Origin of the sequence: Streptomyces sp. 378, assembly GCF_030124145.1 — a bacterium.
In the GTDB taxonomy this organism is placed as follows: Bacteria; Actinomycetota; Actinomycetes; order Streptomycetales; family Streptomycetaceae; genus Streptomyces.
Window position 1 is genome coordinate 140945 of the sequence record NZ_JASKMS010000019.1, and the last position, 21998, is coordinate 162942.

At 71.6% G+C, this 21998-nt stretch carries 21 protein-coding genes and 1 pseudogene; 13 read left to right on the forward strand and 9 right to left on the reverse strand.

The window, feature by feature from the left end:
* Nucleotides 1–86: 86 nt before the first annotated feature.
* The 6 genes and pseudogenes from QNO09_RS24820 to QNO09_RS24845 form a co-directional block, all read left to right on the forward strand.
* Nucleotides 87–296: a hypothetical protein gene (locus tag QNO09_RS24820; RefSeq protein WP_283972447.1), complete on the forward strand. Its 210-nt coding sequence runs from the start codon at nucleotides 87–89 to the stop codon at nucleotides 294–296.
* The gene (locus QNO09_RS24825; protein ID WP_283972448.1) at nucleotides 245–574 is read left to right on the forward strand and encodes a hypothetical protein; all 330 of its coding nucleotides are present in this window, start codon (nucleotides 245–247) and stop codon (nucleotides 572–574) included. Before QNO09_RS24820 ends, QNO09_RS24825 begins: the two co-directional genes overlap by 52 nt.
* The gene (locus QNO09_RS24830) at nucleotides 571–813 is read left to right on the forward strand and encodes a hypothetical protein (protein ID WP_283972449.1); all 243 of its coding nucleotides are present in this window, start codon (nucleotides 571–573) and stop codon (nucleotides 811–813) included. Before QNO09_RS24825 ends, QNO09_RS24830 begins: the two co-directional genes overlap by 4 nt.
* Nucleotides 789–1079 (forward strand): hypothetical protein, encoded by a 291-nt coding sequence (locus QNO09_RS24835; protein ID WP_283972450.1) that lies wholly within the window; start codon nucleotides 789–791, stop codon nucleotides 1077–1079. Before QNO09_RS24830 ends, QNO09_RS24835 begins: the two co-directional genes overlap by 25 nt.
* Nucleotides 1080–1119: 40 nt before the next feature.
* Entirely contained in the window at nucleotides 1120–1491 is a 372-nt protein-coding gene (locus tag QNO09_RS24840) for a hypothetical protein (protein WP_283972451.1), read from the forward strand.
* A gap of 89 nt (nucleotides 1492–1580) precedes the next feature.
* Nucleotides 1581–2018, forward strand: a pseudogene (locus tag QNO09_RS24845) (helix-turn-helix domain-containing protein); the annotation flags it as partial.
* 299 nt (nucleotides 2019–2317) lie between these two features.
* On the opposite strand, the gene pyk reads toward QNO09_RS24845, so the two are convergent.
* The 3 genes from pyk to pta all read right to left on the reverse strand — a co-directional run bounded on the left by pyk (nucleotide 2318) and on the right by pta (nucleotide 7133).
* Nucleotides 2318–3745, reverse strand: a complete 1428-nt coding sequence (gene pyk / locus QNO09_RS24850) for a pyruvate kinase (RefSeq protein WP_283972452.1) — start codon at nucleotides 3743–3745, stop codon at nucleotides 2318–2320.
* Nucleotides 3746–3819: 74 nt separating this feature from the next.
* Nucleotides 3820–5034 carry an acetate kinase gene (locus QNO09_RS24855; protein WP_283972453.1) on the reverse strand — a complete coding sequence of 405 codons (1215 nt, stop codon included), beginning with the start codon at nucleotides 5032–5034 and terminating at the stop codon, nucleotides 3820–3822.
* A complete protein-coding gene (gene pta / locus QNO09_RS24860) occupies nucleotides 5031–7133 on the reverse strand; it encodes a phosphate acetyltransferase (RefSeq protein WP_283972454.1) in 2103 nt (700 codons plus the stop codon). Before pta ends, QNO09_RS24855 begins: the two co-directional genes overlap by 4 nt.
* A 220-nt stretch (nucleotides 7134–7353) precedes the next feature.
* On the opposite strand from pta, the gene QNO09_RS24865 reads away from it, so the two are divergent.
* Entirely contained in the window at nucleotides 7354–8379 is a 1026-nt protein-coding gene (locus tag QNO09_RS24865; protein ID WP_283972455.1) for an ATP-dependent 6-phosphofructokinase, read from the forward strand.
* Here QNO09_RS24865 and QNO09_RS24870 read toward each other — a convergent pair.
* From QNO09_RS24870 to QNO09_RS24885, 3 genes are all read right to left on the reverse strand, one after another.
* A complete protein-coding gene (locus QNO09_RS24870) occupies nucleotides 8376–9143 on the reverse strand; it encodes a helix-turn-helix domain-containing protein (protein WP_283972456.1) in 768 nt (255 codons plus the stop codon). The two genes, QNO09_RS24865 and QNO09_RS24870, sit on opposite strands and share 4 nt — an antisense overlap.
* A gap of 440 nt (nucleotides 9144–9583) precedes the next feature.
* On the reverse strand, nucleotides 9584–10273 hold the full coding sequence (locus QNO09_RS24880) for a response regulator (protein ID WP_283972457.1): 690 nt from the start codon (nucleotides 10271–10273) through the stop codon (nucleotides 9584–9586).
* Nucleotides 10270–11940, reverse strand: coding sequence for a sensor histidine kinase (locus QNO09_RS24885; RefSeq protein WP_283972458.1), 1671 nt, complete (start codon nucleotides 11938–11940; stop codon nucleotides 10270–10272). Before QNO09_RS24885 ends, QNO09_RS24880 begins: the two co-directional genes overlap by 4 nt.
* Nucleotides 11941–12119: 179 nt before the next feature.
* Between QNO09_RS24885 and QNO09_RS24890 the strand changes: the two genes are divergently transcribed.
* Nucleotides 12120–13517, forward strand: coding sequence for a cation:dicarboxylate symporter family transporter (locus tag QNO09_RS24890; RefSeq protein WP_283972459.1), 1398 nt, complete (start codon nucleotides 12120–12122; stop codon nucleotides 13515–13517).
* A 93-nt stretch (nucleotides 13518–13610) separates the two neighbouring features.
* On the opposite strand, the gene QNO09_RS24895 is transcribed toward QNO09_RS24890, so the two are convergent.
* A complete protein-coding gene (locus tag QNO09_RS24895; RefSeq protein WP_283972460.1) occupies nucleotides 13611–14225 on the reverse strand; it encodes a TetR/AcrR family transcriptional regulator in 615 nt (204 codons plus the stop codon).
* A gap of 109 nt (nucleotides 14226–14334) precedes the next feature.
* On the opposite strand from QNO09_RS24895, the gene QNO09_RS24900 reads away from it, so the two are divergent.
* Nucleotides 14335–16008, forward strand: coding sequence for a DHA2 family efflux MFS transporter permease subunit (locus tag QNO09_RS24900; protein WP_283972461.1), 1674 nt, complete (start codon nucleotides 14335–14337; stop codon nucleotides 16006–16008).
* Between the two features lie 420 nt (nucleotides 16009–16428).
* On the opposite strand, the gene QNO09_RS24905 is transcribed toward QNO09_RS24900, so the two are convergent.
* Together QNO09_RS24905 and QNO09_RS24910 are read right to left on the reverse strand one after the other, a co-directional pair.
* Nucleotides 16429–17328: an aldo/keto reductase gene (locus QNO09_RS24905; protein ID WP_283972462.1), complete on the reverse strand. Its 900-nt coding sequence runs from the start codon at nucleotides 17326–17328 to the stop codon at nucleotides 16429–16431.
* A gap of 1 nt (nucleotide 17329) precedes the next feature.
* Entirely contained in the window at nucleotides 17330–18241 is a 912-nt protein-coding gene (locus tag QNO09_RS24910; RefSeq protein WP_283972463.1) for an NAD-dependent epimerase/dehydratase family protein, read from the reverse strand.
* Between the two features lie 45 nt (nucleotides 18242–18286).
* Between QNO09_RS24910 and QNO09_RS24915 the strand changes: the two genes are divergently transcribed.
* From QNO09_RS24915 to QNO09_RS24930, 4 genes are all read left to right on the forward strand, one after another.
* Entirely contained in the window at nucleotides 18287–18796 is a 510-nt protein-coding gene (locus QNO09_RS24915) for an Lrp/AsnC family transcriptional regulator (RefSeq protein ID WP_283972464.1), read from the forward strand.
* 29 nt (nucleotides 18797–18825) lie between these two features.
* Nucleotides 18826–19239, forward strand: coding sequence for a MerR family transcriptional regulator (locus tag QNO09_RS24920; RefSeq protein WP_283972465.1), 414 nt, complete (start codon nucleotides 18826–18828; stop codon nucleotides 19237–19239).
* The gene (locus tag QNO09_RS24925) at nucleotides 19233–19559 is read left to right on the forward strand and encodes a thioredoxin family protein (RefSeq protein WP_283972466.1); all 327 of its coding nucleotides are present in this window, start codon (nucleotides 19233–19235) and stop codon (nucleotides 19557–19559) included. The genes QNO09_RS24920 and QNO09_RS24925 overlap by 7 nt, the downstream gene beginning before the upstream one ends.
* Before the next feature lie 151 nt (nucleotides 19560–19710).
* On the forward strand, nucleotides 19711–21972 hold the full coding sequence (locus tag QNO09_RS24930; protein WP_283972467.1) for a HelD family protein: 2262 nt from the start codon (nucleotides 19711–19713) through the stop codon (nucleotides 21970–21972).
* The last annotated feature ends 26 nt before the right edge of the window (nucleotides 21973–21998 follow it).

The window sequence follows — 21998 nt, forward strand, 5'->3', positions numbered from 1 at the left end:
CTGTGGCCCGGTCCTCCTCGCTCGAGGGCCGGGCCACAGCCGTGCACGGGGCGCCCGTGCCCTCGCCCATGCCGCAGGAGGATGAAGTGACCAGGCACCGAGAGGTGTACTACGTCGACCACGAGGGCGACTTCGGCCTCACCGGGCTGGCCGGGGCACTGAGCTCCGTGACCGGACCGCGCCTCGACGCGCCGACAGTACTGGCCCTCGCCGCCCGGACGGCGCGGACGACGAGGACGACCAGTTGGGCAGGGACGTACGGCTCCTGCTGGAGTCACCGCTGCCGGACAAGCTGATCCACACGGTGTGGCTGGCCGCCGTAGGAGAGCACTTCGACCCCACCGGCCACGGCATCGACATGCGCACCTGGCTGCACGAGATCGCCGAGGTGTGCACGGAGCGCGCACCGAGGCGCCCGGGCTTCTCGACGGGGGAGCAACCCGTCGTGCCGGAGGCGGAGTTGCGCGAGTCCTTCCTGGCCGAGATCAGGACGGCGTCATCCGCGCTGTCACGCGCCGTCCCGGAGCGGGACATGAACATGTCGCGCGGCTCGCCCACGCCGACAGCGGTATGACCCCCGGGGCGCAGGCGGCCGTACTGCTGGAGGACGTGACACGGCTGCTGGACTCCGCGCTGTCCGACGACCGCGTCACGGCCCTGTGGCGCACCGCGGCACGGCGGCAGCGTGCCGTGGACGCGTTCGACGCCGACGGAAGGACGTGGCTGCGGGAGATCGCCGACGTGTGCACGGAGCGACTGACCGCCGCCGACCCGGCCACACCTCCTTCGTGTCACCACCCCGCACCGACCTGACGGGCCCGGTCTCACGGGAGGTCCGGTACCTTGCCCAGGAGCTGAACCGTGCGACGGGGAGCGACGGCACGGCCGTGACGCTGGAGCGCATCGTGACCGCCGTCGACCCCGACCTCGGGTTCCGGCTCCTCGTGCACACCGTAGAGGCGTACGAGATCCCCGTCACGGAAGCCTTGTACGGCCGGTACCGGGCGCTGGGTGAACGACTCGGCCACCACGGAAGCCAGGTCACCGACGCGGTGGGGGAGCTAGTGGAACCCGAGTGAGACAAGACCGAAAGAGTGGCTGTTGAGGACCCAATTGCAGTTGACCCGTGACGGCGACGCGTTCGTCGCCCGGCTCACGCCCCGCCAGGCGTCGGCGATGTACGAGGCGCTGAGCTTTCTGCGCGAGCATGACTACGGTGACACGGAGCTGATACTGCTGGTCGGCGCGGGCCGCGAGGCAGTCGACGCTCTCGTGGAACGCCTGGCCGGACGGCACACAGAGTCACGTGATTTCCGCCTCACCCTTGAGGAAATCCACATGGTGCACAGCGCGCTGACCGCCGCGCCCACCATGTTCCTCGAACGCGGTGGGGCCTTCCCGGAGGAGCCGTTCCACATCCGGCTTGGCTTTTACCGGGAGAATTTCGACGCCCTGGCGTATGCCGTCGTCCGGGCAGCGGCCGAGGCGTGACTCCCGGCGCAAGCCTATGAGTGCGCAAAAGGACAAGGGTGCCCCCTGCGAGCTTGGGGTCGTTGGAACACCCCAGTTCACGGGGTGCGATGGACTTCGAGATCCGTAAGGACCGGACGAAGCCTCAGGGCAGGAGGAAGCTCACCAGGGAGCAGGAGGCATACTCCCGGCTCATGCAGCAGGGTGTGAGCAACCGCGAAGCGTGCCGGATCGTCGGGATCGCCAAGCGGACCGGCCAGAAATGGCGCAACGGGCGTCATGCAACGGGAACCGGAAGGCGCTGGCACCGATCAACGCGGTGGCAGCGCCTTGCGGGCCGTCCCGGTACCTGCGCGAGGAAGACCGCATCCACATCGCCGACCGGCTCCGAGAGAAGGCCCCGTCCGCGCGCGATCGCCGCCGTGCTGGGCCGCAGCCCGTCCACCATCAGCCGGGAGATCCGTCGCAAGCGCCAGCCGGCGAACGGCCAGTACCGCCCGCGCAAGCCCCGCCGCCAGGCCCAGCAGCGCCAGTCCCGGTTCGCCCCCCATGGTCATGAGCAGTGAACGGCCCGCCGAGGCGGAGGAGCCGGCCGTGCCCGGCCACTGGGAGGGCGACATCGGCAAGGACGGGAAGTCGGCCATCGGCACCCTGCGAGCACCTCGACGCCGTCGCCGCCGAACTGAACGGCCGCCCACGCAAAACGCTCGGCTGGGAAGCCCCAGCCGAGCGCCTGCGCAACTACTCGCGGCCTGATCAGCACGACCAGGTGTAGCGACGACTCCTAGGAACCGCCATCCCAGGGGGCGCCTCAGTGGCCTGCCGCGGCCTCACGGCCCTTCGCGGATCAGCCCTTGGCCTCGCCCAGGTGGTGGACCCGCACCATGTTGGTGGTGCCGGGGACGCCGGGGGGCGAACCGGCGGTGATGACCACGATGTCGCCGTCGTTGAAGCGGTTGAGCTTGACCAGCTCCTGCTCGACCAGGGCGACCATCTCGTCGGTGCTGTTCACGAACGGCACCACGTGCGGCTCCACGCCCCAGCTCAGCGCCATCTGGTTGCGGGTGGCCTCGTCGGTGGTGAAGGCGATGATCGGCTGGACCGCGCGGTAGCGCGAGAGCCGGCGGGCGGTGTCGCCGGACTGGGTGAAGGCCACCAGGCCCCGGCCGCCGAGGAAGTCGGCGATCTCGCACGCGGCCCGGGCCACCGAGCCGCCCTGCGTGCGGGGCTTCTTGCCCGGCACCAGCGGCTGCAGGCCCTTGGACATCAGCTCCTGCTCGGCCGCGGCGACGATCTTCGACATCGTCTTGACGGTCTCGATCGGGTACGCGCCCACACTCGACTCGGCGGACAGCATGACCGCGTCGGCGCCGTCCAGGATCGCGTTGGCCACGTCGGAGGCCTCGGCGCGGGTCGGACGGGAGTTGGTGATCATCGACTCCATCATCTGGGTCGCCACGATCACCGGCTTGGCGTTGCGCCGGCACAGCTCGATCAGGCGCTTCTGCACCATGGGGACCTTCTCGAGCGGGTACTCGACGGCCAGGTCACCGCGGGCGACCATCACACCGTCGAACGCCATCACGACGTCCTCCATGTTCTGCACCGCCTGCGGCTTCTCCACCTTGGCGATGACCGGGACGCGGTGGCCCTCCTCGTCCATGACGCGGTGCACGTCCTGGACGTCCTTGGCGTCGCGGACGAAGGACAGCGCGACCAGGTCGCAGCCCATGCGCAGCGCGAAGCGGAGGTCGTCGATGTCCTTCTCGGACAGCGCGGGCACGTTGACGGCCGCGCCGGGCAGGTTGATGCCCTTGTGGTCGGAGATGACGCCGCCCTCGATGACGATCGTCTTCACCCGGTGACCCTCGACCTCGGTGACCTTCAGCTCGACGTTGCCGTCGTTGATGAGCACCTGGTCGCCCTTGGTGACATCGCCGGGCAGGCCCTTGTAGGTCGTCCCGCAGATCGTCTTGTCGCCGGGGACGTCCTCGGTGGTGATGGTGAACTCGTCACCGCGCACCAGCTCGACGGGACCCTCGGCGAAGGTCTCCAGACGGATCTTCGGGCCCTGGAGGTCGGCGAGGACACCGATGGCCCGGCCGGTCTCCTTGGCGGCGGCACGGACCCGGTCGTACCGGCCCTGGTGCTCGGCGTGCGAGCCGTGGCTGAAGTTGAAGCGGGCCACGTTCATGCCGGCTTCGATCAACGCGACAAGCTGATCGTGGGAGTCGACCGCGGGGCCGAGAGTACAGACGATTTTCGAACGGCGCATGGGGGCGATCCTATCGGTTTGTTTCGCAACGGAATATTCCGTCTGGCGGAAAATACAAAAGGGCGGGATGCCGCTCAGGTGTGATTCCCTGAACCAATTACCAGCGCGTAGGTCTGTGTCGCGATCTCCAATTCCTCGTCGGTGGGCACCACCGCCACGGCGACCCGGGCGCCCTCGGGCGAGATCAGCCGGGCCTCGTCACCGCGCACGGCGTTGCGCTCGCCGTCCACCGCCAGGCCCAGCCCCTCGAGGCCCGCCAGGGCGGCCGCCCGTACGGGAGCCGCGTTCTCGCCGACACCGGCGGTGAAGGCGACCGCGTCCACCCGCCCGAGCACGGCGTAATAGGCGCCGATGTACTTCTTCAGCCGGTGAATGTAGATGTCGAACGCCAGCTCCGCCTGCTCGTCGCCCGCGTCGACGCGGCGGCGGATCTCCCTCATGTCGTTGTCACCGCACAGACCGATCAGACCGCTCTTCTTGTTGAGAAGAGTGTCGATCTCGTCGGCGGACATTCCGCCAACACGCATCAAATGGAAGATGACGGCCGGGTCCATGTCTCCGGAGCGCGTACCCATCACGAGCCCCTCCAAAGGCGTCAGGCCCATGGAGGTGTCCACGCACCGGCCGCCCCGCACGGCCGAGGCCGACGCCCCGTTGCCCAGGTGCAGCACGATCACGTTCGTCTCGGACGGGTCCTTGCCGAGCAGCTCGGCGGTGGCCCGCGAGACGTAGGCGTGCGAGGTGCCGTGGAAGCCGTAGCGGCGGATGCGGTGCTCGTCGGCGGTCCTCACGTCGATCGCGTAGCGGGCGGCCGACTCCGGCATGGTCGTGTGGAACGCGGTGTCGAAGACGGCGACCTGCGGCAGGTCGGGGCGCAGCGCCCGGGCCGTGCGGATGCCGGTGAGGTTGGCCGGGTTGTGCAGCGGGGCCACCGGGATGAGCCGCTCGATCTCGGCGAGCACCGCGTCGTCGACGACGGTCGGCTCGGTGAAGGTCTTGCCCCCGTGCACCACCCGGTGGCCGATCGCGGCCAGTTCGGGCGAGTCCAGGCCGAGACCGTCCTTGGCGAGCTCCTCGGCGACGGCCTTCAGAGCGGCGTCGTGGTCGGCGATCGCACCGCCGCGCTCCCGGCTCTCACCGCCGGCCGGGGTGTGCTTCAGCCGGGAGGACCGCTCGCCGATGCGCTCGACCAGACCCACCGCCAGCCGGCTGCTGTCGCGCATGTCGAGCAGCTGGTACTTCACCGACGAGGAACCGGAGTTCAGGACGAGGACACGGGTGGGGCTCACGGGGCGGTCGCCTTCTCGCTCGGGGACGGGGCGGGGGTCTGGGCCTGGATCGCCGTGATGGCGACGGTGTTGACGATGTCCTGGACGAGGGCGCCCCGGGACAGGTCGTTGACCGGCTTGCGCAGACCCTGCAGCACCGGGCCGACGGCGATCGCGCCGGCCGAGCGCTGCACGGCCTTGTAGGTGTTGTTGCCGGTGTTCAGGTCGGGGAAGATCAGCACGCTCGCCTGCCCGGCGACCTCGGAGCCGGGCAGCTTGGTCGCCGCGACCGACGGCTCCACGGCGGCGTCGTACTGGATCGGGCCCTCGATCTTCAGGTCGGGCCGGCGCGCGCGGACGAGTTCGGTGGCCTCGCGCACCTTGTCGACGTCGGCGCCGGAGCCGGAGGTGCCGGTGGAGTACGACAGCATCGCGATCCGCGGCTCCACGCCGAACTGCTCGGCCGTGGTGGCCGACTGGATGGCGATGTCGGCCAGCTGCTCGGCGTTCGGGTCCGGGTTGACCGCGCAGTCGCCGTAGACGAGGACCTTGTCGGCCAGGCACATGAAGAACACCGACGAGACGATGTCGGCGTCCGGCTTCGTCTTGATGATCTCGAAGGCCGGCCGGATCGTCGCGGCCGTGGAGTGCACCGAGCCCGACACCATGCCGTCGGCGAGGCCCTCCTGGACCATCAGGGTGCCGAAGTAGTTCACGTCGGACACCACGTCGTGGGCCAGCTCCACGGTGACGCCCCGGTGCGCGCGCAGGGCCGCGTACTTCTCGGCGAAGGCGTCGCGCAGGTCGGAGGCGGCCGGGTCGATCAGCTGGGACTCGCCGAGGTCGATGCCGAGATCGGCGGCCTTCTTGCGGATCCGGTCGACCGGGCCGAGCAGGGTCAGCTCGCACACGCCGCGGCGCAGCAGCACCTCGGCCGCGTGCAGCACCCGCTCCTCGGTGCCCTCGGGCAGGACGACCCGGCGCAGGTCGGAGCGGGCCTGCTCCAGCAGCTTGTGCTCGAACATCATCGGCGTGACGCGGTCACTGCTCGGCGCGGAGACGCGGCGCGCGAGGTCGCCGGTGTCGGCGTACCGCTCGAACAGGCCGAGGGCCCGCTCCGCCTTGCGCGGGGTGGCGGCGTTGAGCTTGCCCTCCAGGGAGAAGAGCTGCTCGGCGGTGGGGAAGCTGGTGCCGGCCACCGACAGCACCGGGGTGCCGGGCGCGAGGCGGTCGACGAGGGTGAGGATGTGGTCACCGGGCACCTCGTCCAGGGTGAGCAGCACGCCCGCTATCGGCGGGGTGCCGGCGCTGTGCGCGGCGAGCGCGCCGACGACCAGGTCGGCCCGGTCGCCCGGGGTGATGACGAGGCAGCCCGGGGTCAGGGCGCCCAGGAAGGTCGGCAGCATCGCGCCGCCGAAGACGAAACCGAGCACGTCACGGGCGAGCCCGGAGTCGTCGCCGAGCACCACCTTGGCGCCGAGGGTGTGGCCGATCTGCGAGACGGTCGGCGCGGACAGCGCGGGCTCGTCGGGCAGGACGTAGCAGGGCACGGGCAGCCGGGAGTCGAGCTGGCCGGCGATCTCGTCACGGTCCTCGCGGGCCACCCGGTTGGCGACCATGGCCAGGACGTCGCAGCCGAGGGTGGCGTAGGCGCGGTAGGCGTTGCGCGTCTCGGCGAGCACCGACTCCACAGGCTGCTTGCGGCCGCCGACGACCGGGATCACGGACGCGCCGAACTCGTTCGCCAGCCGGGCGTTGAGCGACAGCTCGTCCGGGAGCTGGGTGCCGGCGTAGTCGGTGCCGAGGACGAGCACGACGTCGTAGTCCCGGGCGACCAGGTGGAAGCGGTCGACCAGGGTGGACACCAGCTCGTCGGTGCCGGCCTCGGCCTGGAGGGCGGACGCCTCGTGGTAGTCCATGCCGTAGACCGTCGCCGGGTCCTGGGTGAGCCGGTAGCGGGCGCGCAGCAGCTCGAAGAGGCGGTCGGGCCCGTCGTGGACCAGGGGGCGGAACACACCCACCCGGTCGACCTGCCGGGTGAGGAGCTCCATGACCCCCAGTTCGACGACCTGGCGTCCGTCGCCGCGGTCGATGCCGGTCACGTACACGCTGCGGGTCACGCGCGCTCTCCGTTTCGTCTCGAGTGGGGGGAGGCCTCACGCCACTGCTGTCCAGCCAGGGGCACAAAAATCGCCCACCGAGGTGAGCAGAACCCTCTTGACAATACCTCTGCAGCTAGATAAGGCGCCCGGCAGGCCGGGGGTGCCGCACCGGGCTGTGGGGCGTGAAACAATCGGCACTGGCTCACCGGTGTCAACAGCGAGCAGGAGACACAGCGCGATGCGTATCGGAGTTCTCACCGCAGGCGGCGACTGCCCCGGCCTGAACGCCGTGATCCGGTCGGTCGTGCACCGGGCGGTCGACAACTACGGCGACGAGGTCATCGGCTTCGAGGACGGTTACTCGGGCCTGCTGGACGGCCGCTACCGCACGCTCGACCTGAACGCGGTCAGCGGCATCCTGGCCCGTGGCGGCACGATCCTGGGGTCGTCCCGGCTGGAGCGCGACCGCCTCCGCGAGGCGTGCGAGAACGCCTCCGACATGATCCACGAGTTCGGCATCGACGCCCTGATCCCGATCGGCGGCGAGGGCACGCTGACGGCCGCGCGCATGCTGAGCGACGCGGGCCTGCCCGTCGTGGGCGTCCCGAAGACGATCGACAACGACATCTCCTCCACCGACCGCACCTTCGGCTTCGACACCGCGGTCGGCGTCGCCACCGAGGCGATGGACCGCCTGAAGACCACCGCCGAGTCCCACCAGCGGGTGATGGTGGTGGAGGTCATGGGCCGGCACGCCGGCTGGATCGCGCTGGAGTCCGGCATGGCCGCCGGCGCGCACGGCATCTGCCTGCCGGAGCGCCCGTTCGACCCGGCCGACCTCGTGAAGATGGTCGAGGAGCGCTTCGCCCGCGGCAAGAAGTTCGCCGTGGTCTGCGTCGCCGAGGGAGCCCACCCGGCCGACGGCACCATGGACTACGGCAAGGGCGCCATAGACAAGTTCGGCCACGAGCGCTTCCAGGGCATCGGCACCGCCCTCGCGCACGAGCTGGAGCGGCGCCTCGGCAAGGAGGCCAAGCCGGTCATCCTCGGCCACATCCAGCGCGGTGGTGTGCCGACCGCCTACGACCGGGTGCTCGCCACGCGGTTCGGCTGGCACGCGGTGGAGGCGGCGCACCAGGGGAGGTTCGGCCGGATGACCGCTCTGCGCGGGACGGACATCGTGATGGTCCCGCTCGCGGAGGCCGTGACCGAGCTGAAGACGGTGCCGAAGGACCGGATGGACGAGGCCGAGTCGGTCTTCTAGACGCCGTTCCCCCGGCCGGCCTCCAGACCGGTGTCGTCCTGGAGCTTCGTCCAGAAGTGCTCCACGATCCGGTCCAGGAAGTCCTGTCCGGCGCCGCCCGCGTCACCGCTGCCGCCGCCCCAGCTCAGGGTGGCGGCCATGTGCCCCTGGTAGTCCTCGTGCAGGGCCCGCAGGGCGTCCTCCAGGAACCGCCGGTGCAGGGGCACGACTTTGGCCACCGGGCGGACATAGGCCTGCCAACGGGTGGTGGCGGCGCTGCGCAGCAGGTCGCCGAGCTTGGCGTCCTTGCCGGTGACGGTGACGAAGGCGGGCAGTCCCAGCCCGAGCAGATCGGCCAGGGCGGCGGACTGGCGGTCGCTGCCGCGCCAGGTGTCGGTCTCCTCCATGCGCAGATACGCGTGCACGTCGTGCCCCACGGCCCGGGCCACGTCCTCCGGGGCGAGGCAGCGGGCGATGCGGTGTTCGCGCAGGGTGCGCGGTCTGCCGATGAGCTCGGCGGGCGAGCACCACAGCACGCCCGCCAGCGCGGTGAGCTCGGCGTCGGTCGGGGCGGCGGCCCCGCGTTCCCAGGCCATCACGTGGTCCGGGGTGACGTGGGGATGCCCGTACGACACGCGCATGCCGTGGGCGACGTGCTCGGGTGCCATGCCGAGGGCCGCGCGCAGCCGGCGGGCGGCGGGGGCGTTGAAGGGCGGGGGCGTCGGGGCGGTCCGCGGCGGGGGAAGGGGCGGGGGCTGGCTCGGTCGGGCTGAAGGTCGGCGCACGGCCCACAAGCTAGGGCGGCGGGAGGGGCCTGACTACGGTCTGTTCGGCCAGGATCACGGATTGTAGGAAGCTACGGCTACCGGCGGGTTCGACCGGGGCCGAAGATCGTCGGTCGGCCGGGGCGAAAGCGGGGCGAGGAGGGCGCCGGGGCCCGGTGATCGCGGTCCCGAAGGCGGTGACCCACGTAAAAGGCAAGCTCAAGGGGCATATGCGCGAGCTTCTTCTCGCGTCGGACTTCTGGCACCTCACGACCGTGAGGGCGGGGCGGGGCGCCTCAGGTGTCGCCCAGGTGGACGGACATCGAAGGGGAGTGCGTCATGGCCGACACCTCGACGGGGCGGGTGAAGTGGCCGGGACGGGTGGGTCGTGAACCCGAGTCGAGTGGTCCGGTCGGGTCGATGCGTCGTGCGCGGCGGTTCGATGGGCGGCTGATGGGCCGTCACTGCCCCGTGACCCAGCGGTACCGCAACTCCGGTCTGCCCACCGTGCCGTACTGCGGGCGGCGGGCCGCGCGGCCCGCGTCGACGAGATGCTCCAGGTAACGGCGGGCCGTGATCCGGGAGATGCCCACGGTCTCCGCGACTCCCGCGGCCGTGAGGCCCTCCGCGCAGTCGCGCAGGGCCCCCGTCACCCGCTCCAGGGTCGGGGCGCTCAGCCCCTTGGGCAGGGCGGCCGGGCCCGGCGTGCGCAGGGCCGCGAGCGCCCGGTCCACCTCGTCCTGACCGCTGGCCTCGCCGACCGCCGCGTGGAAGTCGGCGTAGCGCACCAGGCGGTCGCGCAGGGTCGCGAAGGTGAACGGCTTCAGCACGTACTGCACGACCCCGAGCGAGACGCCCTCGCGCACGACGGCCAGGTCGCGCGCCGAGGTCACCGCTATGACGTCCGCGTGGTGGCCTGCCGTCCTGAGGGACCGGGCCAGTTGCAGCCCGTGCACGTCCGGCAGGTGCAGATCGAGCAGGAGGAGGTCCACCGGGGTGCGCTCCAGGACCCGGCGGGCCTCCGCACCCGAGTGCGCCTTGCCCACGGCCACGAACCCGGGCACCCGGCCGACGTACATCACGTGCGCGTCGGCGGCGACCGGGTCGTCCTCGACCACCAGCACCCGGATGGCCCGCTCGGTGTTCGTCATGCGTCGCCTCCAGCGCCTCTGGCCGCCGTGGTCCCGGATGTCACGCCCGCGCCCGTCGGCCCGGGCTCCCGCAGCGGCAGCCGGACCTCGAACTCCGCCCCGCCCCCGTCGGCCCCCGTCACCGTCAGGGAGCCCTCGTGCCGCTGCGCCGCCTGCCGTACGAGCGCCAGCCCGAGGCCTCGGCCGCCCGGGCCCGCCGGCTTCGTCGTGAAGCCGCGCTGGAAGACCGCCTCGGCGTGCTCGGGATCCACGCCCGGGCCCGTGTCGGAGACCCGCAGCACCAGCTCCGGGGTGTCCCCGGCGTTGCGGGTGTAGGCCGCCACCGTCACCCGGGCCCGCGCGCTGCCCTGCGCCGCGTCCACGGCGTTGTCGATCAGGTTGCCGAGGATGGTCACCAGGTCCCGCGCGGGCAGGGTCGCCGGCAGCAGGCCGTCGTCCAGGCTGCTGTCCTCCGACACCATCAGCTCCACGCCCCGCTCGTTCGCCTGGGCCGTCTTGCCCAGCAGCAGCGCCGCGAGCACCGGCTCGCTCACCGCCGCCACGACCTGGTCGGTCAGTGCCTGTGCCAGCTCCAGCTCGGCCGTCGCGAACTCCACCGCCTCCTCCGCCCGGCCCAGCTCGATCAGCGAGACGACCGTGTGCAGCCGGTTCGCGGCCTCGTGGGCCTGGGAGCGCAGTGCCTGTGTGAAGCCCCGCTCGGAGTCCAACTCGCCCATCAGTGACTGGAGTTCGGTGACATCGCGCAGCGTGACGACCGTACCGCGCCGCTCGCCGCCCGACACCGGTGAGGTGTTGACGACCAGGACCCGGGACGCCGTCAGATGCACCTCGTCCACCCGTGGCTCCGACGCCAGCAGGGCGCCCGTCAGCGGGGCCGGCAGCCCCAGCTCCGCCACCGACCTGCCCACCACGTCCCCGGCCACGCCGAGCAACTCCCGGCCTCCGTCGTTGATCAGCGCCACACGGTACTGCCCGTCCAGCATCAGCAGGCCCTCGCGTACGGCGTGCAGGGCGGCCTGATGGTAGTCGTGCATCCGGCTGAGCTCGGTCGCGTTCATGCCGTGGGTGTGGCGGCGCAGCCGGGCGTTGATGACGTAGGTGCCGACCGCGCCCAGCGCCAGCGCGCCCGCCGCGACGCCGAGCAGGGCCGTCAGCTGGTCCTGGACCCGCTGTGTGATCTGGTCGACCCGGATCCCCGCACTGACCAGGCCGACCACCGTCCGGCCGTCCCAGATCGGGGTGACCGCCCGCACCGACGGGCCGAGTGTGCCGGTGTAGGTCTCGGTGAAGGTCTGGCCCTTCAGCGCCCGCTCGGTGTGGCCCTGGAAGGTCTGGCCGATCTGCCGGGGGTCGGGGTGCGTCCAGCGGATGGCCCGAGGGTCCATGATCGTGATGAAGTCGACCTCGGTGTCCCGCATCACCTTCAGCGCGTACGGCTGGAGCTCGGCCGTCGGATCGCTGGTGCGGGTCGCCGCCAGCACGGACGGGGAGTCCGCGACGGACCGCGCCACCGCCCTGGCCTGGCGCGCCGCCGCCTCCTCGGCCTGGTTGCGGTCGCTGACATAGGTGAACAGCGCGTATCCGGCCACGACGACCGCTATCAGCACGGCCTGCATGGCGAAGAGCTGGCCCGCCAGACTGCGGGGACCGGGGACGGTGAGGCGCATGCCGTCAGTCTGCACCGTGGCTGATTGTGAACTAAATGAACGGAAGGGTGACCGCGCTCACAGAGCAGGACATAGTCACGGGCATTCCCCATAACGCATCCCCCGGGAGCCCCGCTCCCTTTCCCCCGGACGTGAGCCGCACGCCGGTGATGCCGACGACGTCGTCAAGGAGGGCCACCGTGACCAGCGCAGCCGATACGGCACCTGCCGCACCCAAAGCCAAGCGGGACCGTACGCACTATCTCTACATCGCGGTGATCATCGCGGTCGCCGCCGGTATCGCGGTGGGTCTGGCCGCACCGGACTTCGCGCAGGAGCTGAAGCCCATCGGTACGGGGTTCGTGGCCCTGATCAAGATGATGATCTCGCCGATCATCTTCTGCACGATCGTCCTGGGCATCGGCTCGGTGCGGAAGGCCGCCAAGGTCGGCGCCGTCGGCGGTATCGCCCTGAGCTACTTCATGGTGATGTCGCTGGTCGCGCTGGGCATCGGCCTGGTCGTCGGCAACATCGTGGAGCCGGGCACCGGCCTCGCGGTGACCGACGCGGTCAAGGACGTCGGTCACGCGCAGGTCGACACCGAGGCGAAGGGCACCACGGAGTTCCTGCTCGGGATCATCCCGACCACGATCGTGTCGGCCTTCACCAACGAGTCGGTCCTGCAGACCCTGCTGATCGCCCTGCTCGCGGGCTTCGCGCTGCAGAGCATGGGCGCGGCCGGGCAGCCGATCCTGCGCGGCATCGAGCACATCCAGCGACTCGTCTTCCGCATCCTCGCCATGGTGATGTGGGCGGCCCCGATCGGTGCCTTCGGCGCCATCGCCGCCGTCACCGGCTCCGCCGGCGTGGACGCGCTCAAGAGCCTCGCCGTGCTGATGCTCGGCTTCTACGTCACCTGTTTCCTGTTCGTCTTCATCGTGCTCGGCGCCCTGCTGCGGGCCGTCTCCGGCCTGAACATCTTCTCCCTGTTCAAGTACCTGGGCCGCGAGTTCCTGCTGATCCTGTCCACGTCCTCCTCCGAGTCCGCGCTGCCGCGGCTCATCGCCAAGATGGAGCACCTGGGCATCAGCAAGCCGGTGGTCGGCATCACCGTCCCGACCGGCTACTCCTTCAACCTCGACGGCACCATGATCTACATGACCATGGCCTCGCTGTTCATCGCCGACGCCATGGGCACGCCGATGTCGATCGGCGAGCAGATCCCGCTGCTGCTCTTCCTGCTGGTCGCCTCCAAGGGCGCCGCCGGTGTCACCGGCGCCGGCCTCGCGACGCTGGCCGGCGGTCTGCAGTCGCACAAGCCGGCCCTGGTGGACGGCATCGGCCTCATCGTCGGCATCGACCGCTTCATGAGCGAGGCCCGCGCCCTGACCAACTTCGCCGGCAACGCCGTGGCCACCGTGCTGATCGGCACCTGGACGAAGGAGATCGACAAGGACCGCGTGAACCAGGTCCTCGCCGGTCGACTGCCCTTCGACGAGAAGACGCTGCTGGACGACGGTCACGGCGGCCCGGCCGAGGACCACGTCGAGGCCGAGGTGCCCGACCGGGGCGGCGAGAAGGAGCTGGCGAAGGCCTGAGGGCCGCGCCGCCCCCGCGAGACTCCGGGCGGCTGGGTGTCCCCCCGTCGCTCAGCCGCCCGGTCCGTCCTTCAGCACGATCCTTCAGCACGATCAAGCGTTCAGCTTCGCCACCAGCCCGGTGGCCTTCGAGGCGGGCACGCCCGCCGCGGTCAGCACAGTGACCGCGGCGCAGCGGCCCGCCTCTTGTGCTGCCAGCAGACCGTCGTTCACCGCCTCCATCACCGCGAACAGCATCTGCTCGTGCACGTAGGCCAGGGCCGGGGCCGGCAGCGGTGAGCTGAAGACACCCTCGTCCAGCCCGTGCTGCAGCAGCCTGATGCTCTCCCGCCGGACCGGTGCGAGCCGCTCCCGGATGCCCTGCATGGTGACCGTGCGCTGGGCGAGCGCGACCAGCAGCCGGTAGCGGTCGGCGATCGCCCACACCGCCAGCACCGAGCGCGCCACCGCCTCCGCCGGATCCCGCACGTCCGCGCGGCCCGCCGCGTGCGCGGCCGACAGGGCCTCCACGGCCTCGTCGACGAGTGTGCTGATGAGCGCCTCGCGGGTCGGGAAGTGCCCGTACACCGTTCGCCGTACGACGCCCGCGGCCCGTGCGATCTGGTCCATGGACGCGTCGGGGTCTCGCAGCAGCTCGGCGAGGGCGACGTCGAGAAGACGGCGGCGGTTGGCGTCGGCGCGGCTGGTACCCGTGGTCATGGACGTCATTGTGCCCCCTCCCGCATCGATTTGCACAGTGGTGTGCAACAGCGTAGATTGCACAGCGTTGTGTAAATGCACATCCATGTGCAATTCAGCGAGGAAGGCAACCCCTGCCATGCGACTCGTCATGAACGAACCGGCCGAGAGGATGGACCGCCCCTACGCACGCCGCTGGTGGGCGCTCCTCGTGCTCTGCCTCAGCCTGCTGATCATCGTGATGGCGAACACCGCCCTCACCGTCGCCGCGCCCGCCATGACCGAGGACCTCGGGCTGTCCAGCGCCGACCTGCAGTGGGTGATCGACGGCTACACCGTCCCCTACGCCGCGCTGATGCTGCTGCTCGGCGCGATAGGCGACAAGTACAGCCGCCGGGGCGCGCTCGTGCTCGGGCTGGTCGTGTTCGCGGGCGGCTCCGTCTTCGGCTTCCTCGCCGACAGCTCCACAACGGTCATCGCCGCACGGGCCGTGATGGGCGTCGGCGCCGCGATGATCATGCCCGCCACGCTGTCCCTGCTCGCCGCGACCTTCCCGCGCGCCGAACGGGCCAAGGCCATCACCCTGTGGACCGCCACGGCCGGGCTCGCCATCGCCGCCGGGCCGCTGGTCGCCGGGGCGCTGCTGGAGGACCACGGATGGTCCTCGACGTTCCTCATCAACGTCCCCGTCGCGGTTCTGGCCCTCGTCGGCGCCCTCGTCCTCGTACCGCCGTCCCAGGCCGCCGACCGCGGGCGCATCGACTACGGCGGCGGACTGCTGTCGGTGGTGTGGATCGCCGCGCTGGTCTACATGATCATCGAGGGTCCGCACTTCGGCTGGGGCGTCAAGGCCGTCACGGCGGCGGTCGTCGCCGGCGCCGGGCTCGTCGCCTTCGTCCTGTGGGAACTGCGCCACCCCCGCCCGCTCCTCGACGTCCGCCGCTTCACGGACCGCGGCTTCGCCGGCTCCAACCTCGCCGTCGCCCTGTTCTTCCTCGCGGTCTTCGGGGCCTTCTACTACCTGACGCAGCACCTCCAGTTCGTCCTCGGCTACGACGCCCTGGACACGGGGCTGCGCATGCTGCCGCTGGCGGGCGCCGTGTTCCTCGGGGCGGCCCTCACCGGCTTCCTCACGCCCCGGGTCGGCATGAAGTGGACCGTCACGGCCGGCATGGTCGGCGGCACGGCCGCCCTGGCGCTGCTCACCCGGGTCGACGCCGGTTCGTCGTACGGCGACTTCGTCGCGCCCCTCGTCGTCCTCGGCCTCTCCATCGGGCTCGCGCTCTCGCCCTGCACGGACGCGATCATGGGGGCGTTCCCGGAGTCCGAGCTGGGCGTCGGCGGCGCCGTGAACGACACGTCGCTGGAGCTCGGTGGTTCGCTGGGCATCGCCATCCTGGGCTCGCTGCTGGCGACGTCGTACTCCGGGCACCTCTCCGACGCGACGGCCGGCAGCAAGCTCCCCGCCTCCTCCCTGGCCACGGCCCAGGACTCCGTCGGGGCCGGGTACGCCGTCGCCCACGGCATCGGCGACAAGGCCCGGCAGCTCGCCGAGCGGGCCGCGCACACCAGCGACCCCCAGCAGGCGGAGCGGCTCCGGTCGCAGGCCGACCAACTGGGCGGGGGCGCGCGGCAGATGGCCGACGCGGTCGGGTCCGCGTTCTCCGACGCGGTCGCGCACACCAGCCTGATCGGGGCGGTGATCCTGGGCGCCGGCACGGTGGTGGTGGCGCTGCTGCTGCCCGGCAGGGCGAAGCCGGTGGACGAACCCGCCGGGGAGGACAAGGAACTGGAGTCGGCCGGGGCCCGCTAGGACGCGGGGAGCACGCCGGGCGACACCGGCCCGACAGGACCCTTGACCCTTCGACCATCCCCCCGGACCGGTCGCGAGTGCGGCGCCACCGCCGACGGGCTGCCAGGCGTCCCGTTCGTCCCCGGCCCGGGGCGACTGCGTCGTCCCGCCTGCCCGGCGACATCCGGCGACGTCCGGCGGCGCCGGAGGCGGGCGCGGGGCGGGGTGGGCGGTGCGGTGGTGGGGTGCTCTTCTGCGGCGTCGGGCGGTGCTGAGGCGGGGGCTGGGTGTGCTGTTGGGTGGCGGTGCGGTTCGGGGACTCTTCCGCGAAGGTCGGGTGGTGCCGGGGCGCTCTTCCGTGGTGTCCGGCGTGCCGGATGCGGGCAACGGACGCGGCCGGGGTCGGCGGTGTTCGGGTGGGCGGCGTGACGGTGGGGGCCCCTAGGGGCGGCCCGGTCCTGTCACCTCGTCCAGGCGGGCCCTCTCCTCCTCGGTGAGCAGCAGGTCCGCGGCGGCCGCCGAGTCCCTGATCGTCCGCGGCCGGCTCGCCCCCGGGATCGGGACGACCGCCGGGGACCGGGCCAGCAGCCAGGCCAGGGCGACCTGTTGGGGACTGACCTCGCGCTCCGCCGCCACCGCGTGGAACGCGCCGAAGCGCTCGGCCCCCTCCGTGCGCGACGGCCCATCCAGGGAGCTGCGGGCCAGCCCGCCCAGCGGGCTCCACGGCAGGAACGCCAGCCCCAGCTCCGCGCACAGCCGCAGCTCCGGCTCGCTGTCCCGGACGGCGGGCGAGTACCGGTTCTGCACCGACACCAGCCGGTCGCCCAGGATCGCGCGGGCCCGGCGGATCTGGTCCGCGTCCGCGTTGGACACCCCGGCCAGCCGGATCGTGCCCGCGTCGAGCAGGTCGCGCAGCGCACCGACCGACTCCTCGAAGGGCACGGCAGGGTCGGGCTTGTGCAGCTGGTAGAGGCCGATCGCCTCCACGCCCAGCCGCTTGCGCGACGCCTCGGCGGCGGCCTTGAGGTGCCGGGGATGGCCGTTCACCGTCCAGTCGCCGCCCGCCGGGCGTCCGCGGCCGCCCTTCGTCGCCACCAGGACGTCGGAGGTGTCACCGCCCCAGGCGGCCAGCGCGCGGGCCACCAGACGTTCGTTGTGGCCGGGCTCCGCGCCCGGCAGATGGTACGAGTCGGCCGTGTCCAGCAGGGTCACGCCCGCGTCCAGTGCCGCGTGCACGGTGGCCAGGGCGCGTTCCTCGTCCGGCCGTCCCTCGATGGACAGCGGCATCGCGCCCAGCCCGACCGCGCTCATCCGCAGCCCGCCGAGAGTCCTGTAGCGCACGTCAGGCGCCCTTTCCGAGCGTCTCGGCGACGGCACGCGGCAGCCACCGCCGGGCATCGGTGAAGGTGAAGCCCAGCCCGGCCGCCCGGGCGTTGTCCATGCCGTAGGAGCGGCGGAAGGAGAACGGCGAGACCTCGCCGACCTCGACGTGCCGGAACTCGGCCCGGCCGCCCGGGACATGAGCGGCCACCGCCGCGCACAGCTCCTCGGTGCTCAGAGTCCCGGAGGAGGCGGCGTTCACCGGCCCGGTGAAGTCCTCGCCCGTCGCCCAGGTCAGGAAGCGGGCGATCTCCTCGACGTGCACATAGGTGGCCGGCCGGTTCACCGTCGGCACGGCGATCGGTTCGCCGGTGCGTATCCGCTCGGCGTAGTGGGCCAGCCTGCCCGTGAAGTCGTCGTCCCCGCCCAGCACATGGGCCACTCGCACCACCGTGGACTCGAACCCCGGCCCGGCCGCGAGGACCGCCTCGGCCTGCCGCTTGCCCTCCCCGTAGTGCGCCTCCGCGAAGGCGGGGTCGTCCCAGGGCAGGTCCGCGTCGACGCCGACGCTGGCCGGGTCGACGGCCTCCTCGCGCACGAGGGTGGGGGAGTCCTCGTACTCGTACACCTCGACCGTCGACGTCATCACATAGCGGCGGGTACGGCCGGTGAAGACGCGGCGGGCGATCGCGGCCTGGCGCGGGGTGTAGCAGACCTGGTCGACGACGACGTCGAAGACCCGGGAGCCGAGCGCGCCGGTCAGCGACTTCTCGTCGTCGCGGTCGGCGAGCAGGTGCTCCACCCCGGCGGGCGACGGGGAGGACCCCCGGTTCAGCACGGTGACGCGGTGGCCCGCGGCGCGCAGTCGTGCGATCAGACGCTTTCCGACGTAACGGTTTCCGCCGATGACCAGGACATCCAGGGGCTTTTCCATGGCCATAATTCTCCCGGCGTACATCCACGCCCTGAAGGGGGAACCATGGGAGTTCAGGCCGCCGCGCCGAAAGAACCACGGCATCCGCGCAGTGCCGCCGACGAAACATCGGTGGCCTTCGACGCGCTGGACCGGCAGATCCTCCAACTGCTCCAGACCGACGGCCGCATCAAGCTCAGCGAGCTGGGCCGCCGGGTCCGGCTCAGCCCCGCGGCCGTCACCGAGCGGGTGCGGCGGCTGGAGGCGGCGGGTGTGATCAGCGGCTACGGCGCCCACGTCGTGCCGGCCCGGCTCGGCTACGGCATCCAGGCGTTCATCCGGGTCGACCCGCACGGCGGCTACACCCTCAAGCACCCCAGGACGCTGGAGCTGATCGAGCGTTCCGAGATCACCGAGGTGCACCACGTGGTGGGGGAGGACTGCTGGATCCTCAAGGTCGCCGTCCGGGACACCGTCCACCTGGAGGAGATCCTGGAGGGCGTCTCCGCGCTGGGCCGCACCACGACGTCGATCGTGCTGACGTCCCCGGTGGAGCGCAAACCGCTGTTGCCTTGACGCCGGGGTCAAGGATTACTTTCAGGGTCATGCGAATCGGCGAGCTGGCCGCACGGGCCGGGACCACGACGCGGACGCTGCGGTACTACGAGTCACGGGGGCTGCTGCCCGCGCGGCGCACGGGCAACGGATACCGGGTCTACGACGAGAGCGATCTGCGGCTGCTGCGGCAGATCAGGACGTTGCAGGACTTCGGGTTCGACCTGGAGGAGACGCGGCCCTTCGTGGAGTGTCTGCGCGCCGGACACCCCGAGGGCGACTCGTGTCCGGCGTCGCTCGCGGTCTACCGGCGCAAGCTGGATGAGCTCGACTCGCTCATCGGCCAGCTGAGTTCTGTGCGGGAGACGGTCGCGCGGCAGTTGGCCCGGGCCGAGCTGGCCGCCGAGGCGGAGGTTCCGGGCGGTCCGGAACCTGTGTGCGAGCTGGGAGGGGACCCATGGTGACTCAGGTGACCGATGTGACGGACGCGGACTTCGAGGCGGAGGTGCTCGGCGCGGAGCTGCCGGTGCTGGTGGAGTTCACCGCCGACTGGTGCCCGCCGTGCCGGCAGATGGGCCCGGTGCTCAAGGCCCTCGCCCGCGAGGAGGGCGACCGGCTGAAGGTCGTGCAGCTGGACGTGGACTCCAACCCGGAGACGACCCAGGCCTACAAGGTGCTGTCCATGCCGACGTTCATGGTGTTCCGCGGCGGTGAGCCCGCGAAGTCGATGGTCGGCGCTCGGCCCAAGCGGCGGCTGCTGGAGGAGCTCGCCGACGTGCTGTGAAGACCGCCCCGTATGCGCCCGACATGAGGAAATCCCCCGAGCAAATTGCGCTCGGGGGATTTCCTTGCGTATATTTGTTTGTTCGTGCCTTCAAGTTGATCGAAGGCACGGTGAAGTTCAGTGAGCACAGTATATCCGGGCGGGAGTGGAATTGTCAAACACCGAATTTCCGGACGATGAATTGCGCCAGGAACAGGAATTCATCGACGGGTTGTACGCGCGCGTGGACGCGCTGCGCGGCGACGCCGAGACCTCCGTCACGGACGCCCTCGCGCAGGGCAACACCCCCATGCAGGCCAGACTCGAGCGGGACATCCTGGTGGCCGAGCGCTCCGGGCTGCTCGCCGCGCTGAACGCGGTCGACGGCTCCCTGTGCTTCGGCCGGATCGACCTCACCTCGGGCGTCACCCACCACATCGGCCGGATCGGGCTGCGCACCGACGACGCCGAGCGCACCCCCGTCCTGATCGACTGGCGCGCCGACGTCGCCCGGCCCTTCTACCTGGCCACCGGCCACACCCCGATGGGCCTCAGGCGCCGGCGGCACATCGCCACCGACGGCCGCAGGGTCACCCAGCTGCACGACGAACTCCTCGACCTCGGCGACCGGACCCGCACCGGCCACGAGGACCCGACGGGCGACGCCGTCCTGCTGGCCGCCCTCGACTCCGCGCGCACCGGCCGCATGAGCGACATCGTGCAGACCATCCAGGCCGACCAGGACCGCATCATCCGCGCCCCGCATCGCGGCATCCTGGTGGTGGAGGGCGGCCCGGGCACCGGCAAGACGGCCGTCGCCCTGCACCGTGCCGCCTACCTGCTCTACGAGCACCGGGAACTGCTCGCCAAGCGGGCGGTGCTGATCGTCGGGCCCAACCCGGCGTTCCTCGGCTACATCGGCGAGGTGCTGCCCTCCCTCGGCGAGACCGGCGTGCTCCTCGCGACCGTCGGCGAGCTGTACCCCGGCGTGAAGGCGACCGCCACCGACACGCCCGAGGCGGCCGCCGTGAAGGGCCGCGCCGACATGGCCGACGTGCTCGCCGAGGTCGTCCGCAGCCGGCAGGCGCTGCCCGACCCGGTGATCGCCATCGAGCACGACCGCGAGGTCCTCATGCTCGACGACGGCCTGGTGGGCGTCGCGCGCGACCGCGCCCGCGCTGCGAAGCTGCCGCACAACGCCGCCCGGGAGCACTTCGAGGGGCACATCCTCAACGCCCTCACCGACCTGTACGCCGAACGGATCGGCACCGACCCCTTCGACGGGTCCAGCCTGCTCGACCCCAGCGACATCACCCAGATCCGCGACGACCTCGCCGAGAACCCCGAAGTGTGGTCCGCCATCGACCGGTTGTGGCCGGTGCTCACTCCGCAACGGCTCGTGGCCGACTTCCTCGCCGCCCCGGAGGAGTTCCTGCCCCCCGAGGACGCCGACGCGGTACGGCGCCCCGTGACCCGGCGCTGGACGGTGGCGGACGTGCCGCTGCTCGACGAGGCCGCCGAGCTCCTCGGCGACGACGACCGGCTCGCCCGCGAGCGCGCCCAGCGCGAGCGGGAGCAGCAGATCGCCTATGCGCAGGGCGTGCTGGAGGTGTCGTACGCGTCCCGTACCTACGAGTTCGAGGACAAGGAGGAGGGCGACCCCGAGAGCTCCGAGGTGCTGTCCGCGCACGACATCATCGACGCCGAGCGGTTCGCCGAACGGCACGAGGAGGACGACCACCGCAGCGCCGCCGAGCGGGCCGCCGCCGACCGCACCTGGGCGTTCGGGCACATCATCGTCGACGAGGCGCAGGAACTGTCGCCGATGGCCTGGCGGCTGCTGATGCGGCGCAGCCCGACCCGCTCGATGACACTGGTCGGCGACCCGGCGCAGACCGCGGAGGCGGCCGGGGTCGGCTCCTGGTCGGACATCCTCTCCCCGTACGTGGAGGACCGCTGGGAGCACACCCGCCTGGGCGTCAACTACCGCACCCCGGCCGAGATCATGGACGTCGCGGCGGCCGTGGTGCGCGCCGAGCACCCCGGGTTCGAACCGCCCGGCTCCGTCCGCTCCACGGGCGTACGCCCCTGGGCCCGCGCCACCGACGACCTTCCGGGCGCCGTCGCCAAGGCGGTCGAGGAGCTCACCCCGGCCGAGGGGCGGCTGGCGGTGATCGCGCCGCGCGACCTGCACCGCTCCGTCGCGGCCCGGCTGGACGGCGTCACGGCGGGCGCGGAACCCGACCTCACCCGGACCGTCGTCCTGCTCGACCCGCGCCAGGCCAAGGGGCTGGAGTTCGACTCCGTCCTCGTGGCCGAGCCCGGCCGGTACGGCACCAGCGATCTGTACGTGGCCCTGACCCGGGCCACCCAGCGGCTGGGCGTGCTGCACACCGGGGAACTGCCGAAGGCCCTGGCGGAGGCCTTCGGGTAGCGAAGCGGCCCCGTACCCGCCCCCTC